Origin of the sequence: Pantoea pleuroti (genome assembly GCF_014156615.1) — a bacterium.
Taxonomy (GTDB): Bacteria; Pseudomonadota; Gammaproteobacteria; order Enterobacterales; family Enterobacteriaceae; genus Pantoea; species Pantoea agglomerans.
The window spans coordinates 185,822-200,839 of record NZ_SBFD01000004.1 but is presented as its reverse complement, the minus strand read 5'-3'; the positions used below and the strand labels follow the sequence as shown (position 1 = coordinate 200,839).

Sequence of the window (15,018 nt, the reverse complement as noted above, 5' to 3'; positions counted from 1 at the left end):
ACCACACCACCGGGTGAAATAGTTCACCCGGTACTCAGGAGGCGTTCATGAAATACAGCACTACGTTGCCGGTTAAACCTCTTCCTACGGCGGAAAAATTCAGTGGCAAAGGACCGGCCTACACGCGCCGTTTTCATGTGATGGCGAAACCCACCGGATCGCGTTGCAATATCGACTGCAACTACTGTTTTTATCTGCACAAAGAACAGCTTCTGGAACAGGACCGACACAGTGGGATGAGCGATGAGGTGCTGGAAACCTTCATCCGGCAGTACATAGACAGCCAGGATGGCGAGCAGGTGGTGTTCTCCTGGCAGGGCGGCGAACCCACGCTAATGGGGCTGGAGTACTTTGAAAAAATAGTGGTGCTGCAAAAGAAATATCAGAAGCCAGGCCAGCGCATAGAAAACGATCTGCAGACCAACGGCATTCTGATAAATGACCACTGGGCACGCTTTTTACGCCAGCACAATTTTCTGGTCGGCATTTCGATTGATGGGCCGGCTGAGCTGCACGATCGCTATCGCGTGACGCGCAGCGGTAAACCCACGTTTGAGAAAGTGATGGCAGGGGTTGCGGCGCTGAAGCGCTACCACGTTCCCTTCAACGCCTTAGTTACCGTCAACCGAACCAATGCGCGCTTCCCGCTGGAGGTCTATCGCTTTCTGACGCGCGAGCTGGGTGCCACCTATATCCAGTTCAATCCCTGCGTTGAGCCGGTGGATTTTAAGCAAACCGCTCCGCAGTTCTGGCGGGATGACACGATACCGGTTATCGGGACCCGCCGCGCCAGACCCGGCGATCTCGACTCGATTGTCACCGACTGGTCGGTGGATCCCGATGACTGGGGCCGCTTTCTGATTGCGGTGTTTGAAGAGTGGGTAAACAACGATTTAGGCCGCGTTCAGGTCAACCTGTTTGAAACTGCGGTGGCACAGACCATGGGCATGCCGGCGCAGATTTGTATAACTTCAGAGTTCTGCGGCAAAGGGCTGGCGATTGAAAAGAACGGCGACATCTTCTCCTGCGATCACTACGTCTATCCCGAATACAAATTAGGCAATGTGCAAAGTACCAGGCTGGCACACATGGCCTTTTCCGAACGACAAAAAGCCTTTGGTTTAGGCAAGCGCGATACGCTGCCTGCTGCCTGCAAACGCTGCCCCTATCTGAAGCTCTGTTACGGCGAATGCCCGAAAAACCGCATCGTCAGGAGCGAGGAGGGTGAACTGGGGATGAATTATCTCTGTCCCGGTATTAAGGCCTTCTTTAGCTATGCGCAACCGATTCTGGTTGGCATCGGGACACTGCTTAAACGTCAGACGGTGGAACCTGCATAATGAATAATCGTGAAAAGCTACTGGCGCTGGAAGCCAGTATGAACCAGCAGGTGATTGGACAGCAGGAGCTGGTGCGGATGCTGATCGTCGCCTTGTTGTGTGACGGTCATGTGCTGCTGGAAGGCTTACCGGGACTGGCGAAAACGCGCGCGGTGCGTGAGCTGGCTCGCCATATCGAAGGCGAATTTCGTCGCATTCAGTTCACCCCCGATCTGCTGCCGTCAGACATTACCGGCAGCGAAATCTATCAGCAAAATGCCACGCGCGAAGAAGATCAGTTCCGGTTCCGTCCCGGCCCGGTGTTCGGCAACATTATCCTTGCCGATGAGATCAATCGCGCCTCAGCCCGCGTGCAGTCAGCGCTGCTGGAGGCCATGGAAGAGCGTCACGTGACCGTCGCGGGCAAAACCTGGCCGCTGCCGGGCGTATTTATGGTGCTGGCGACACAGAATCCGGTGGATCAGGAAGGCACCTGGCCCTTACCTGAAGCCCAGCTTGATCGCTTTCTGATGAAGGTGATTGTTGATTATCCGTCGAAAGAGAATGAACAAAGGGTGATGCAACTGGTGCGCGCCGAGCAGCAAGCCAGATATCAGGCTGCACGGCAAGAAAGTCCTCAACCAGCCACTGACCCGTTGCTGATTGGACAACAGGATATCGCCGACTGCTGGCGTGAAATTGCCACGGTTTATGTCGCGCCAACCGTAGAGCAGTACATCGTTAATCTGGTGGAGATGACGCGTCATCCTGATCAGGTCAGCGAAGCTTTTGCGAGTTACATCAGCCTGGGCATTAGCCCGCGCGGTACGCTGGCACTGGACCGCTGTGGCCGCGCCTGCGCGTGGCTGGATGGACGCGATGCGGTATTGCCTGAAGATATTCAACGCATCGCACCGGCAGTGCTGCGCCATCGCCTGCTGCTGAGCTATCAGGCAAATGCCGATAACTGCACGCCCGATCAGGCGATTGCCATGCTTCTTAACGCAGTGGTGGCATGATGCCGCAGCCGCTGACGCTTGAAATGGCTGACCTGATGTCGCTGGCAGGTGATGCACAGCGACTGGATAATCCGCCGGGGCAAATCCCACCCGGCGCGTTAAGCGGTGAGCGCGTGTCCCGCCAGCAGGGACGTGGCCTGAACTTCGATAGCTTACGCCGCTATCAACCCGGTGATGACGTCAGGCTGATCGACTGGAAAGCCACTGCGCGTCTGCGCACACCGTGGATCCGCCTCTACAATGAGGAGCGCGAACGCCCGGTGTTTATCCTTGTGGATCAGCGACTGGACATGTACTTCGGCACCCGCCAGCAGATGAAATCGGTGGCCGCTGGCAAGATTGCCGGATTGCTGGCATGGCGAAGCTGGCATGACGGTGATCGGCTGGGCTGCGCGATATTGGGCGATGATGAACTGGCCCTGCATCCCTGTCGTGCGCCAAAACGTAACCTGATGCCTGTTCTCACCGATATTCAGCGCGTGAACGCCATGCTTCCCGACCACTACGCGCAAAATCGCCAGCAAACCGTCTCTTTATCAGAGGCGCTGCAGCGTATCGTCCGCCTGCTGCCATCGGGCAGCTGGCTGGGGATCATCAGTGACTTTCACGATCTGGATGCGCGCTGCGATGCAGTGCTGGCCCACCTGCGTCGCCGTTGCGAAATTACCGCTTATGTCACGCTGGATGATCTTCATCGCCGCCTGCCGCCACGCGGCCAACTTGCGGCTTATTACCATGACCTGAGCACCGCACTCAATCTCACCTCACACCTCAGCGATCGCATCCAGCAGAGCGTTACCGAACGTCTGTCGCAGCAGCAGCGCCGGTTACAGCGCATGGGGATCACGGTGAAAACCGTCGTGACCGGTGAGGAGATTCTGCCTCAGCTAAAGCAGGAGGATGCACATGCTGGCAAAAGGATTTAGCACGCCGGAACTGGCACATCCTGCTTTGCCAGACGCCGCCTCGTGGTTCCCGCTCCCGCCAGGCTGGACGGTGCTCGGCGTGATGCTGTTATTGGGGCTTTTCATTGTCCTGCTGGTATTGCTCGCGCGCTTTCGTCGTAATCGCTGGCGGCGTGAAGCGCGAAAACAACTCGCCCAGCAGCAGGTGGATGGCTGGATTACATGGGTTAAGCGGGTACTACTGGTGCAACACCCTCGCGCCCAGGTCAGCCAGTGGCAAACGCCGGAACAGCTTCTGGCACAGACGCCTCTGGACGAAGAACTTCGCGCGCTGATGTGTCGTCGCTACTGTCAGCCGGATAATCAACTGGAAGGCGTTATCAATCAGCGTATCGCACAGCAATTACGCCACTGGCTGGAGACGCTGCCTCATGTCTGAGTTTTTATCGCAGATCGATTTTGCCTGGCCATGGATGGGCGTGCTGCTGTTTTTGCCGCTGATTACGCACTATCTGCTCCCGGCAAAACAGCCAGTGAGTGAACAGGTGAGGGTGCCTTTTTTACCTGAACTGGCTGAAGCCCTGCAACTCTCGGCGCCAGCACCGCAGGCCAGCTGGCGTCATCGGCTACTGTTCTGGACGGTATGGATCTTAATGGTTACTGCGCTGGCCCGCCCTGAATATCTGATGCCACCGAAAACGGTGATAAAACCCATGCGCAACATCGTACTGATTCTGGACGTTTCCGGCTCAATGGAGACAAGCGACGGGCAGAATGGTCAGACGCGCTTACAGGCGGTACAGCAAACGGTGCGTACCTTTATCAATCAGCGCAAAAATGATCGCATCGGTCTGGTGATTTTTGCCAGCCAGGCGTGGCCTTTTGCGCCGATCAGCGAAGATAAACAGGCGCTGCAGGCGCGCATCAGCCAGCTCGCGCCAGGCATGATTGGTCAGCAGACTGCGGTGGGGGATGCGCTGGGTGTGGCCGTGAAGTTGCTGGATCACAGCCTTGAAGCCGATTCGTCTAAAATGGCCATTCTGCTGACCGATGGGAATGACACGGCCTCTCAGCTGCAACCCACGCTCGCCGCACAACTCGCTGCCGCGCATCACGTTATGGTGCACACCATCGCCTTTGGCGATGTTAACAGCAGCGGCGAGGACAAAGTGGATACCGCGCTGCTGGATAACATTGCCAGTATCACCGGCGGTAACGCCTGGCGCGCCGCTACTAACCGTGATGCGCTGGCCCAGGTGTGGCAGCAAATTGATACCCAGACTCCGGAACAGGTGAAAACATTGGGTTTATCCTGGCATCGTCCGCTGTTCGTCTGGCCGCTAGCTGTTGCGCTACTGATTTTACTGCTGTTCGCCATCGGCAGCACAATGATGAGGCGACGCGCATGAGCGATTTCCACTTCCTCTATCCCTGGCGATTACTGGGTTTGCTGCTCTTTCCGGTGCTCTATTTTCTGGCTCAGCGTTCGGGCAGTGCCTGGCATCGTGTTATGGAAAAGCCTTTTGCGTCGGCATTGATTAAAGGTCAGCACGTCCGGGCTCGACAGGTATTACCGTGGCTCTTTGGCCTGGGGGTATTGGCTTTGGCGGGTCCGAGCTGGCAACGCGACTTGCCCGCCGCCTTCACGCCTGAAAATAATGTGATGGTGATTATGCAGCAGGATTTCAGCATGCTGGCGCAGGATGTGCCGCCTGACCGTCATCAGCGCATGCAACAGAAAATCGCCGCGCTGATGGCGCAAATGCCTGGCAGTCACTTTGGTTTAGTGGTTTACAGCGCGAATGCCTGGCTTACCACGCCGCTGACCAGTGATGCCGATTTTTATAATCTGTTCCTGACGGCTCAGCAGCCGACGCTGGTGCCGCAGGAAGCGGGTTCCGGACTGCGTCAGGCCATCGCTCTGGCGCTTAAAAATTTGCCCTCAGCGCCTGAAGCACCACGCGCGCTAATTCTGGTCGCGGATAATGTGGCACAGCAGGACGTTGACTGGCTGCGGCAGCAAAATCTGCCTCTGCAGATCTGGGTAGCAGGCACGGCGAACGGCGGCAGATTGCCGGAAGCGCAGGCATCGCAGGGCATTGATACGCGCCTCAATGTCGCATGCTTCGAGCAAATCCGTGATGGCGGGATTCCGGTCACGCTGGTCTCTGCAGAAGATGATGATCTGCGCGCGGTAAGCGGCCACATTCAGCAGAGCGTGACGGCGCAGCAGAACAGCCGACAGGATTTGCAGTGGAAGAACAGCGGCTATCTGCTGGTTATTCCTATGCTGCTGCTTTTACTGCTCTGGCGACAGCAACTGCTCTGCCTGGCTGTCGTGATGCTGCCCTTACTGCTTTGGTCTCCTGGCAGTTCAGCAGCACTGCTGGATGCCTGGGTAAGGCCCGATGTGCAAGGGCAACTTGCCTTTAATCACGGTAATTATGAAGCCGCCGCGCAGCGCTTTCAGGATCCGTTGCGGCGGGGTATCGCCTTCTATTACGCCGGGGATTTCGTTTCAGCGCTGGGTGCTTTTCGTCAGGTTCCCGCGACTCCGGAAAGTCTGTTGTGGATTGGCAACTGCTACGCACAGCAGAAATCCTGGCAGCAGGCGCTGAACAGCTACGATCAGGCGCTGAGTTTACGTCCTGAATGGGCGATGGCTCAGGAGAATCGGACAAAAATTACGCACATCATCATGCAGCTGCGACAAAAAGAACGCGACCGTCAGGCCGATCAGCATGAGCAGAAAGATGAAGATCCTGATGCCATTAAACACGATCTCAAACCCGAACAGGGCGTGAATCAGCTGGATATGAAACCCATCGCAGGCGCTGCGCCCTCGGCTGAACAGTGGTACAGCAATCTCACGCTTTCGCCTGGCGGTTTGCTGGAAAATCTCTACCGCTCAGCGCCGGCGGAGGCACCATGAAGCGACTTCTCCTTTTTCTGCTGTGGCTACTTAGCCTGCCGGTTCGGGCTGAAATGGCCATGACCCGTGAGCTGGTTGCACCCGAACAACTGGTGCCAGGCCAGCCCGTAACGATTGCGGTGACCTTCTGGACGGATAGCTGGTTCAATCCACCGCCGCAGTGGCCGGATATGCTGATTGAAAACGGTAATTTACTTAATACGCCGCTGCCCAACCAGCTGGTAACGCGTAATAGCAGCGGGATCAGCTGGAGCGGTATCCGCATGGAGCGTCAGGTGATGGCGTGGGATCAGGGCACGCTGCGTTTTCCCGCTGCGGATGTGGTGATGCGTTCGGCGAATCAACCACCAAAAACGGTATCGCTGCCGCTTCTGGAGAAACCGGTCAGATGGCCCGCAGATGTGCGTCAGCCTGACCGCTTCTTGCCCGCCAGCAGTCTTGAACTTTCGCAACAATGGAAACTTTATCGCGCTACTGAGGATAAGCAGCTCCATGTCGGTGACGCCATTGAGCGCGTCGTGACATTGCGTGCGACCGATGTGATTGCCGTACAAATCCCGCAGCTGCTTTACGCCATTCCCGGTTCCGGTGCGCAACGTTTGCCGCCGGTAAACAGCAACCTGACGCAGGGACGCGATGAAATCATCGGCGCACAGCGAGAAGAGCGGCTGCGATATCTGCCCTCTCAGTCTGGTGAACTGGTGATACCACCGTTGCGTTTACGCTGGTGGGATACACGCCAGCATCAGTGGCAACTGGCCGAATTACCCGGTGCGCAATACGCTATTGCCGCTGCGCGTCCGGCGGGCAGTGAACAGGCGTTGAAAGCCCACGTCCCGGTCAACTGGACGTCGTTGTTGATGGGCCCGGCCATCCTGCTGACGTTGCTGCTGTTGAGCTTCTTTTTTCGACACGCCCTTAAAAAAAGCCTGCAAAGAGTAGTGCAGCGCACACGGGAATACTGGCGGATCGTTCCGCTACCTGACCTCATTCCGACAAAAAGGAAAAGATGATGAAATTAAATCCTCTGCTGGCACTGCTGCTAACGGCGTATCTCGGTTCGGCTGTTGCGGCAGACGATCCGCTCAGTGCCTGGAATGACGGTCACGCAAAACAGGCTATTAAGACATGGGTGAATGGCGCTACGACAGCCAATAGCAAAGCGTTCATTCCTGTGAGTCAGCGTTATGTGGTGTTCGATAATGACGGCACATTGTGGCCGGAAGCCCCGCTGACCTTTCAGCTGCAGTTCGTGATTGATGAAATCAAACGCCTCGCTCCGCAACACCCGGAATGGAATAGCGATGCGTTAGTGCAGGCAGTAATTAACAACGATATGAACGCGGTGATGCAGTCGGGCAAAAAGGGATTGATGCAGCTGATGACTCTCACGCACAGCGGCATGACGACGGAAGAATTCAGTCAGCGCGTCAGCAACTGGGTTGGTACTCATCGACATGCGCGTTTCGGCTGCCGTTATGACCAGCTTGGCTATCAGCCGATGCGTCAGCTCCTGGATTATCTGCGGGATAACGGTTTCAAAACCTGGATTGTATCCGGCGGCGGCATCGATTTTATGCGCGTACTGGCAGAAAAAATGTATGGCATCCCACCCGAGCAGGTAGTCGGCTCCTTTTCACTGAGTGAATTCTCACTGACAGATAATGGCACGCAATTACGTAAAACCATGAACGGTGCCTTCTACGATGACGAAGCGATGAAGCCGGTCGCCATTCATCTGTTTATGGGGCGGCGTCCGGTCGGTGCTTTCGGCAACAGCGACGGCGATGTGCCGATGCTTCAGTACATCTCCGCCAATCCGACCTATAAAACCTTTGGTTTACTGGTTCACCACACCGATGCGGTGCGTGAATATGCCTACGACAGGCATCCGCCCGCCAGCGGAAAGCTTATTAGCGGTCTCAGACTGGCACCCCAAAAGGGTTGGGTGATTGTTGATATGAAAAAAGAGTGGAAAACGGTTTTTGACCCTGCGCAATGTGCCGCGGTTGCAGGCGATAAGTAAGGGATTTATCCGTGTGTGAAAAAGGCCAGAATGGGCCGGGAGATAAGAATGAAATACCTGATACCGATCGTATTAATGTTGTTGTCACAAACGCCAGCACTGGCTAACTCCGCCTACGAAAATCTGGCCTTCGCGCTGAGGCAGCAGAAGATTACCGATGACCTGCGACAAAAGTGTCAGATACCAGCGTCTGTATCTGATGAACAGTTACGGACCCGCTTCCTTAATAGTACGCATGATAACTCTGCCGTGCTGTCAGCCGTAAAAGCGCTGACCGAAAATAATCAGCAGCGTTATCAGACCTCCCTGCACCAGGTTAACTGTCCTGAATGACGAAATAGCCTGGGGCAACGGCGTATCCCTTTTTGCCGGGTGCCAATTCCCTCGCCTTCAAAAGGATCCGCGGGTTTTTCGGTCTGATGCTGACGCTGGGTTCGGCAGGCGTGATGAACCATGCCATGAGCGGGCTGGTACTGACCTGCTCACGCGCACTGCGCAAAGGAGAAGTGATCAGGATTGCCGGTCATGAGGGCGTGGTCAGTGAAGTGGGCATGCTGGTCACCAAAATTCTGACCCGTGAGAATTATGAAGTCACGGTTCCTGATGCGGTGGTCGTCAGTGGCAGCATCGTGAATCTGAGCGCGATGCTTAAAGGCGAAGGCATCAATATGACGACCAGCGCCACGATTGGTTATGACACGCTGGCGGCAGGTTGAGGCGATGCTGGAGTTGGCTGCCAGCCGCACGTCGGGCATTAACCACGACATCGCGCCGCTGGTGCGCCAGCTTGTGCTTCAGGACTGGTACGTGGCTTATGAGCTACAGGTCCGGCTCCGACCGGGAGAGTCGCTGGCCGGAGTAAGGAGCGTTCTCCACGGCCATATACAGGATCTATTCAATCCATTCGGTGTACAAATCATGTCGCCAAACTTCATCAGTCAGCCCGAACAGCCTGTTATTGTGACCAGGCCGAACTGGTTTGCCCCTCCGGCTGAAGAAAAACAGGAGTGATATCCCAGTGATTAGCGCTGATAGAGCGGATTTATTTCTCCCACCGGTTACGTCCCTGTTGTTTTGCGCGGTAAAGCGCCTCATCCGCGCGGGCAATCACAGCTTCTGCGTTATCATGCATACCTGAAAGCGCAATGCCCATGCTGACAGTGACCGACTCGCTAACTGCTGATGCTGCATGTGGCAGTGCCGTTTCACGCAGGGTTGCCTGAATACGTTCAGCAACCTGCGCAGCCTCATCCAGAGAGGCCGAGGGCAGCACAACCACTAACTCTTCGCCACCGTAACGGGCCACCAGATCCGCGGGTGTCCGGACTGATGATTTCAAAATATCGGCCACTTGAGCCAGGCATGTATCTCCCGCCTGATGGCCGTAGTGATCGTTGTAGCGTTTGAAATAGTCCACATCAAGCATGACCAGCGCAAACGGCAGTGTCTGGCGAAAAGCGTCAGCAAGAAACTTCTCCATCAGACGCCGGTTAGCGGTCCCGGTAAGTGCATCCTGATGCGCCAGCACATCGAGCCGGGCGATAAGCATCCGGTTCTCCTGATAACGCAACCAGGCTTCATCAAACCAGCGCTGCAGGATAACGCGACCATAAATAAGAATAGCGGTGAGCGGAAGCCAGACCAGTAAAAACCGGATATTCACCCCCTGGTTAAGCTGCACGCTGGCCAGCAGGGCAGTGACCCATACGGGTATGATAAACAGTATTAAGGCGGGAGGATGATAATAAAGCGCAGTCAGCGCGGTGAGCATAAGGATGACACTGAGAGGCCAGGCAAAAGGCAGCTGCCACCAGACAATAAAGCAGTAGCTACAATAGCTCCACATCACGCCGAGAATCAGCAACAGCGCCGTGCTTAGCGGTATCAAACGCGCTGGCAGGCGGTAAGCAAGAAGGAGTAACAGTAGTGACAGAGCGATAATAGCGCCCGCGGTGAGATCGATTAACGGCAGTATTTCAGTGTGAGCGCCTATCGACCGGTCAAAGTCACGAATAAGAACATGCCGGAACAGGATGATCAGAGCAAAACTGACATTCACAAATGCAAACCATGGAAGACTCGCTGATAGCGCCTGTCTGACCATATCCTTTTGATCCTGCCACACGTTTTCTTTATTTAAAGCGCGGCGTCTGTCCGGTTTCTGCACCATCCTGGAAGCCTCATAAACGAAGTATTACCTTCCATTGTAATAGAGAGATCTATTTCAGGAGGAAATGTCCGGACTGGTGGGGTAAGTATTATTGAGGAATGCAAAATTTATCCCTAAGCACAAATCAGGCGAACTTTTAACTGGAACTGACGTCCGCTTCTGGCACCAGGCAGAAATGTGCGCATTACCCAGCCAATTATGATCAAAAGCAGATGTAAACGTTTTGTGTACTTTATCTGGAGTGAAGGGTTATTAGTCTTTTTATGGATATTCAACTGGCGTCCATATATTCGCTTTTTGCAACGCGCTGATTCTGATGCAGTAGTGTTTCACTTACACAGATACTGCATCAGTGAGGCGCAACACACTCTCTCTAACGTAAAGGCGTTGCCAGAAATTCCGGTCGCTGTTCGGCCAGCAATGTAAAGCCGTTTGCTTGCGGATACAGCGTACGGCTGACGGTATCCGGCAGCATCAATTCTGTAAAACTCCAGGCCACTGCGATGCTGATACCGGCCACAGACAGCATGTCAGGATGACTTTCCCGCAGCCCGTTCTCCAGCGTCTGCCAGGCACCATGCAGTTGTTGAGTTACGCGATCCACCCAAGGCTGATGTTGTTTTTCTTCCGGCCTGAGACGCTGTTCGTACACAATCTGCACCGCTTTTTCGCAGGCTGTTAGGGCGAAGCCGGTAAGATGCAGATCCCGGAACTCTTCCACGCCGGACGCTGATGTGGGTGCAGGCGAATGACCGCAATATTTCTCAAGGTAATGAATGATTAGTGTGGAATCGATCAGCACCTGATTATCATCTGTGATAAGCGTTGGCACTTTAACGGCCGGATTAATTTTCGTTAAGGCATCAAAATCGCCGAATACCGAAAGCGGGCGATGCTCGAATTGAACACCTAATACTTTCATGTAAATAGCAACCCGTCTGACATAGGGTGAATCCAGCATTCCGATCAGGATCATGGCTCTACCTCATATTATGTTGATTAACAAAATTAATTACCTGTGCGGCGACAGGCAAGGGGGCATCTTCCATTAAAAAGTGTCCGGCCTGTTCAAAGATATGCAGCGTGGAAGAGACGATGTCGCGCTGCAAACGCCTTGCATACTCAACGGGTTGCCATTCATCTTCGGCGCCCCATAAAATCTGTACTGGCAGCCGGAGTTGCGGCAATTTTTCTGTAAAATCACGGGTGTAACATTCATTATAGTGTGCAACCTGATGCTGATAAAATGAAGGCTGCCCTACCACACCACAAAGCGGTGCAAGATAACTTTCCAGCCGCTGCTCTGCCATACGATCCTTATTAAAAACAGCCATCTTTAACTGGCGAGACATCGCGCGGTAATGCTCAGTGGCGGGGATCAGCGCATAATCCGCATAGTTATCCCGCATATCTTTCCATGTGGGCGAAGGCCAGGAGTCGTAGCTCGGAATATCGGCAATCGTAAGCGTCTTCAGAAGTGATGGGTTGTCGAACGCCAGTCTGAGTGAAATGGCCCCGCCGATATCGTGACCAAAAAGATCTGTTTTTTCGAGCTGCCAGTGTTCAAGCAGTTTCAGCAGAAAACTGACTTGAGCGGCAACCGAGGTATCAGCCGTCAAAGGACGCTCTGATGCGCCAAACCCAGGCAGGTCATACAGATGAACGTGAAAACCCGCATCGACAAATACCGGCACCAGTGACTGCCAGATCACTGAATGTGCGGGCGTGCCATGAACCAGCACCAGAGGTGTTCCTGAACCATGGACCCCGGTCGCAATACGACAACCTTTTATCAGAACGTCGCCATTCAGTAATGGGTTATTAGCGGGCATCTGCTTTCTCCGTTGTGTTTGTTTCAGTCAGGCTATCCGTTGACTGAATATGACACCAGTGACATTCTTTCCCGCTGTAATCCTACTTTTGTCATACAAAAATGAATAAACGACTCTCCGTTGACTCACTCAGAGTGTTCCGGACCGTGCTGCAAACGGGCAATATGAGTAAGGCCGCATTACTCCTCAATCTGAGCCAGTCCGCTGTAAGCTGGAAGCTCAGACGGCTTGAGGATCAACTTCAATGCCAGCTAATTACGCGCATCGCCGGAAAAGCCGTTCCGACAGAAAAGGGCAGCGTTCTGCTGCAACATGCGGAAAAAATACTCACTGAACACGATCATGCCGTAGCCTATTTTTCGCCTTCGGCGCTGCGTGGCAAGCTGCGAATCGGGGTCACTGAACACATCTCAATGACTGAAATATGCGGGGTGATTGCAACCTTCACTCACCACCATCCAGAGGTGGATATACAACTGGTGGTGGAGCAAAGTCATCTCCTGCGTCAGCATTTTTCTGAAGGAAGTCTGGAGATCATTTTACATCAGGACTTCACGGGCACGGCATCGACGGAAGATACGGTATTGTGGAGTGAAAATTTATACTGGTACGCAACGCCTGCCTGGCGACATGACTCGGATAAGAGCCTGAAACTTATTACCTGGGGACCGGATTGCTATTACCGTAACCTGGCTGAGGAGAAACTTCGCCAGGCAAACATTCCATTTGCTGTGATGCTGGAGTGTCCTTCAGTAGCGGGTATGCTTGCGGCGATAACCACCGGGCTGGGGGTGGGAATACTCAATCAATACAGCGTTGATAAAGCCATTTGTAATGTGCCTGAACTTGAGAAATTGATGTCTCTGCCGTCGGTCGATTGCCTGCTACGCCTGAATAAACACCGCGTTAATCCAGCAAGCGAGGCCTTCTGCGAGATGCTGACCAGGCTGATGCATAAAGATTGAAAGTGAATTGGCTGCAATGAGTTGATGAAAAGAGGCGTTGTTAATAATGTCCGCTTCCGACCAGGCGGACATTTTTCCCATCTTCAACTAACAACCTGAAACCGAAGCCTGCCTCGGTAAAATTAAGCTGGCGGCCGGGAATTATCAGATGATGTTGTGAACTGACACTAAGGCTGAACAAGGCTGTGCTGACGGTCAATATTAAAGCCAAACACACAAAATCCCAGTAAATCTTTTGCCTCATCCTCCACCCGCGTAATCATAACCAAATCGGTGCTACCGCCGGGCAGCTTTACCTCAAACGGAGGGTAAGGAAGACCTTTTGTCCTGAAATCCTGCAACCAAAGCAACTTCTCGGCTTGAGACGGTATCACTTCAAAAATATGGCGATGGATAATGTCCTGCATTGGCCAGCCAACCCGCGCTGCAAAGGTATCACTTGCGTCAACAATCATCAGTTCAGGGCTGAGAAAACAGATAGAGGTGTCAGGCGCAGCATACATCGATGAAATCTGATGCGCGCGCTGCTCAAGAGACATTCGTGCCACACGACTATGAAATTTACGGCCAGAGCCAGCGGTGAGAAAATTATGTGTTTCTTCAGCCGGGATCGGCCTGCTGAATAAGTAGCCTTGTGCATAAGCGCAGCCGATACCCCGCAACATCTCAGCTTGTTCCTCTGTTTCAACACCCTCGGCAATGACGTCCATATCCAGGCTGCGGCCCAAACCGACTACGCTGGAGATAATTTTCCGGCTATCCTTTTTCTGAAGCATTGAACGAATAAAACTGCCATCAATCTTAATCGTGCTGGCGGGAAGCTGGATAAGCCAGGCAAGGCTTGAACAGCCGGTGCCAAAGTCATCCATAGCAATCATACAACCCATTTCAGACAATGCTTCGAGTTCTGCATGAGCCGTCTCTATATCATCGATCAATGCTGTCTCGGTGATTTCTATCCTGAGCCGTGAAAGGCTGAACTGATAACGTTCAGCCAGGTTTCTTAAAATTTCGGGAAGGTGCTTTCCGTTCAGTTGTGAAGGAGAAACGTTTATAGACAGAAACGGGTGTTCTGGCCAGGTGCTCGCTGTCATGAATCCCTGAGCGGCCAGACTTGTCATCAGCTCATTGAGTAACCTATTATGTTCCATAACCGGAATGAACGCAGCCGGAGATACGATAAGCCCTTCGGGCATAATGCGGCGTGCCAGCAATTCAAAACCCACTACGCGCTGATCCTCAAGTGAGACTATCGGCTGGAAAAAAGGTTTAAACTCGCCCGACTTAATTAGCTGCTGATAAGCTGCACGAGAATCAGCATCTTTCAATCTTTCATTCATTTAAATATCCTGAAACGTATTTCTGTAAGGCACTGATGACCTGAGCGGGAGTGGAATAGAAAACCTGTTTTTAAAACCCCGTTTTGCATGCGGTAGAAGAATTAATATTTTGCAGACGTCATTTTTCCGGAGGCCTTAAATTCTCTATGGTTATTAAGTGCGAGACACATAGTTAAGATGTCAGTGAGCGGGAAAAGTTCATGAACATAAAATGTCATACTTATTTAACTCACGGGTCTGCATGACGCTGATGGTATCTGGTATGGTAAACCAGAAAAAAATTGAAACCAATCCCATAAAAATATCGCTTAAGTTAAATATTAAACCCTGTTAATGCATTTAATATGATCAGCAACCAGTCTCTCTTATGCGTTGACGAAGTATACTGAGTGATATCAATAAGTCATATGCGGGTTTTAGTCTGTGAGCCTGGGTAAGATCTCACAGCTAAGCCACTCATTTAATACCTGCGATAACCAGCTAATATAAATCCATAACCGCGTGTCAAAG

The 15,018-nt window shown here is 53.2% G+C and carries 14 protein-coding genes and 1 pseudogene; 11 read left to right on the top strand and 4 right to left on the bottom strand.

What is annotated here, in order from left to right:
* The first annotated feature begins 47 nt into the window (after positions 1-47).
* The 10 genes and pseudogenes from EPG66_RS11675 to EPG66_RS11630 form a co-directional block, all read left to right on the top strand.
* Positions 48-1,340 carry an anaerobic sulfatase maturase gene (locus tag EPG66_RS11675; protein WP_182686919.1) on the top strand — a complete coding sequence of 431 codons (1,293 nt, stop codon included), beginning with the start codon at positions 48-50 and terminating at the stop codon, positions 1,338-1,340.
* Positions 1,340-2,338, top strand: coding sequence for an AAA family ATPase (locus EPG66_RS11670; protein WP_182686918.1), 999 nt, complete (start codon positions 1,340-1,342; stop codon positions 2,336-2,338). The genes EPG66_RS11675 and EPG66_RS11670 overlap by 1 nt, the downstream gene beginning before the upstream one ends.
* Positions 2,338-3,264: a DUF58 domain-containing protein gene (locus EPG66_RS11665; protein ID WP_182687146.1), complete on the top strand. Its 927-nt coding sequence runs from the start codon at positions 2,338-2,340 to the stop codon at positions 3,262-3,264. Before EPG66_RS11670 ends, EPG66_RS11665 begins: the two co-directional genes overlap by 1 nt.
* Positions 3,245-3,682, top strand: coding sequence for a DUF4381 family protein (locus tag EPG66_RS11660; protein ID WP_182686916.1), 438 nt, complete (start codon positions 3,245-3,247; stop codon positions 3,680-3,682). Before EPG66_RS11665 ends, EPG66_RS11660 begins: the two co-directional genes overlap by 20 nt.
* Positions 3,675-4,652, top strand: a complete 978-nt coding sequence (locus EPG66_RS11655) for a VWA domain-containing protein (protein ID WP_182686914.1) — start codon at positions 3,675-3,677, stop codon at positions 4,650-4,652. The genes EPG66_RS11660 and EPG66_RS11655 overlap by 8 nt, the downstream gene beginning before the upstream one ends.
* Entirely contained in the window at positions 4,649-6,175 is a 1,527-nt protein-coding gene (locus EPG66_RS11650) for a VWA domain-containing protein (protein WP_182686912.1), read from the top strand. Before EPG66_RS11655 ends, EPG66_RS11650 begins: the two co-directional genes overlap by 4 nt.
* Complete coding sequence (locus EPG66_RS11645) at positions 6,172-7,188, top strand: BatD family protein (RefSeq protein ID WP_182686910.1); 1,017 nt, start codon at positions 6,172-6,174, stop codon at positions 7,186-7,188. Before EPG66_RS11650 ends, EPG66_RS11645 begins: the two co-directional genes overlap by 4 nt.
* Positions 7,188-8,201 (top strand): HAD family hydrolase, encoded by a 1,014-nt coding sequence (locus EPG66_RS11640; protein WP_182687144.1) that lies wholly within the window; start codon positions 7,188-7,190, stop codon positions 8,199-8,201. Before EPG66_RS11645 ends, EPG66_RS11640 begins: the two co-directional genes overlap by 1 nt.
* Positions 8,202-8,249: 48 nt before the next feature.
* Complete coding sequence (locus EPG66_RS11635) at positions 8,250-8,534, top strand: YicS family protein (RefSeq protein WP_182686908.1); 285 nt, start codon at positions 8,250-8,252, stop codon at positions 8,532-8,534.
* 14 nt (positions 8,535-8,548) lie between these two features.
* Positions 8,549-9,212 (top strand): annotated as a pseudogene (locus EPG66_RS11630) (mechanosensitive ion channel family protein); the annotation flags it as partial.
* Between the two features lie 31 nt (positions 9,213-9,243).
* Here the strand turns inward: EPG66_RS11630 and EPG66_RS11625 are convergent.
* The 3 genes from EPG66_RS11625 to EPG66_RS11615 form a co-directional block, all read right to left on the bottom strand.
* Entirely contained in the window at positions 9,244-10,305 is a 1,062-nt protein-coding gene (locus tag EPG66_RS11625) for a GGDEF domain-containing protein (RefSeq protein ID WP_182686906.1), read from the bottom strand.
* 439 nt (positions 10,306-10,744) lie between these two features.
* Positions 10,745-11,347: a glutathione S-transferase family protein gene (locus tag EPG66_RS11620; protein WP_182686904.1), complete on the bottom strand. Its 603-nt coding sequence runs from the start codon at positions 11,345-11,347 to the stop codon at positions 10,745-10,747.
* 4 nt (positions 11,348-11,351) lie between these two features.
* Positions 11,352-12,203, bottom strand: a complete 852-nt coding sequence (locus EPG66_RS11615; RefSeq protein ID WP_182686902.1) for an alpha/beta fold hydrolase — start codon at positions 12,201-12,203, stop codon at positions 11,352-11,354.
* Positions 12,204-12,304: 101 nt separating this feature from the next.
* Here EPG66_RS11615 and EPG66_RS11610 point away from each other — a divergent pair, with 101 nt between their 5' ends.
* Positions 12,305-13,168: a LysR family transcriptional regulator gene (locus EPG66_RS11610; protein WP_031593807.1), complete on the top strand. Its 864-nt coding sequence runs from the start codon at positions 12,305-12,307 to the stop codon at positions 13,166-13,168.
* A gap of 167 nt (positions 13,169-13,335) precedes the next feature.
* Here EPG66_RS11610 and EPG66_RS11605 read toward each other — a convergent pair whose 3' ends face one another.
* Positions 13,336-14,508 carry an EAL domain-containing protein gene (locus tag EPG66_RS11605; protein WP_182686900.1) on the bottom strand — a complete coding sequence of 391 codons (1,173 nt, stop codon included), beginning with the start codon at positions 14,506-14,508 and terminating at the stop codon, positions 13,336-13,338.
* Positions 14,509-15,018 lie beyond the last annotated feature (510 nt).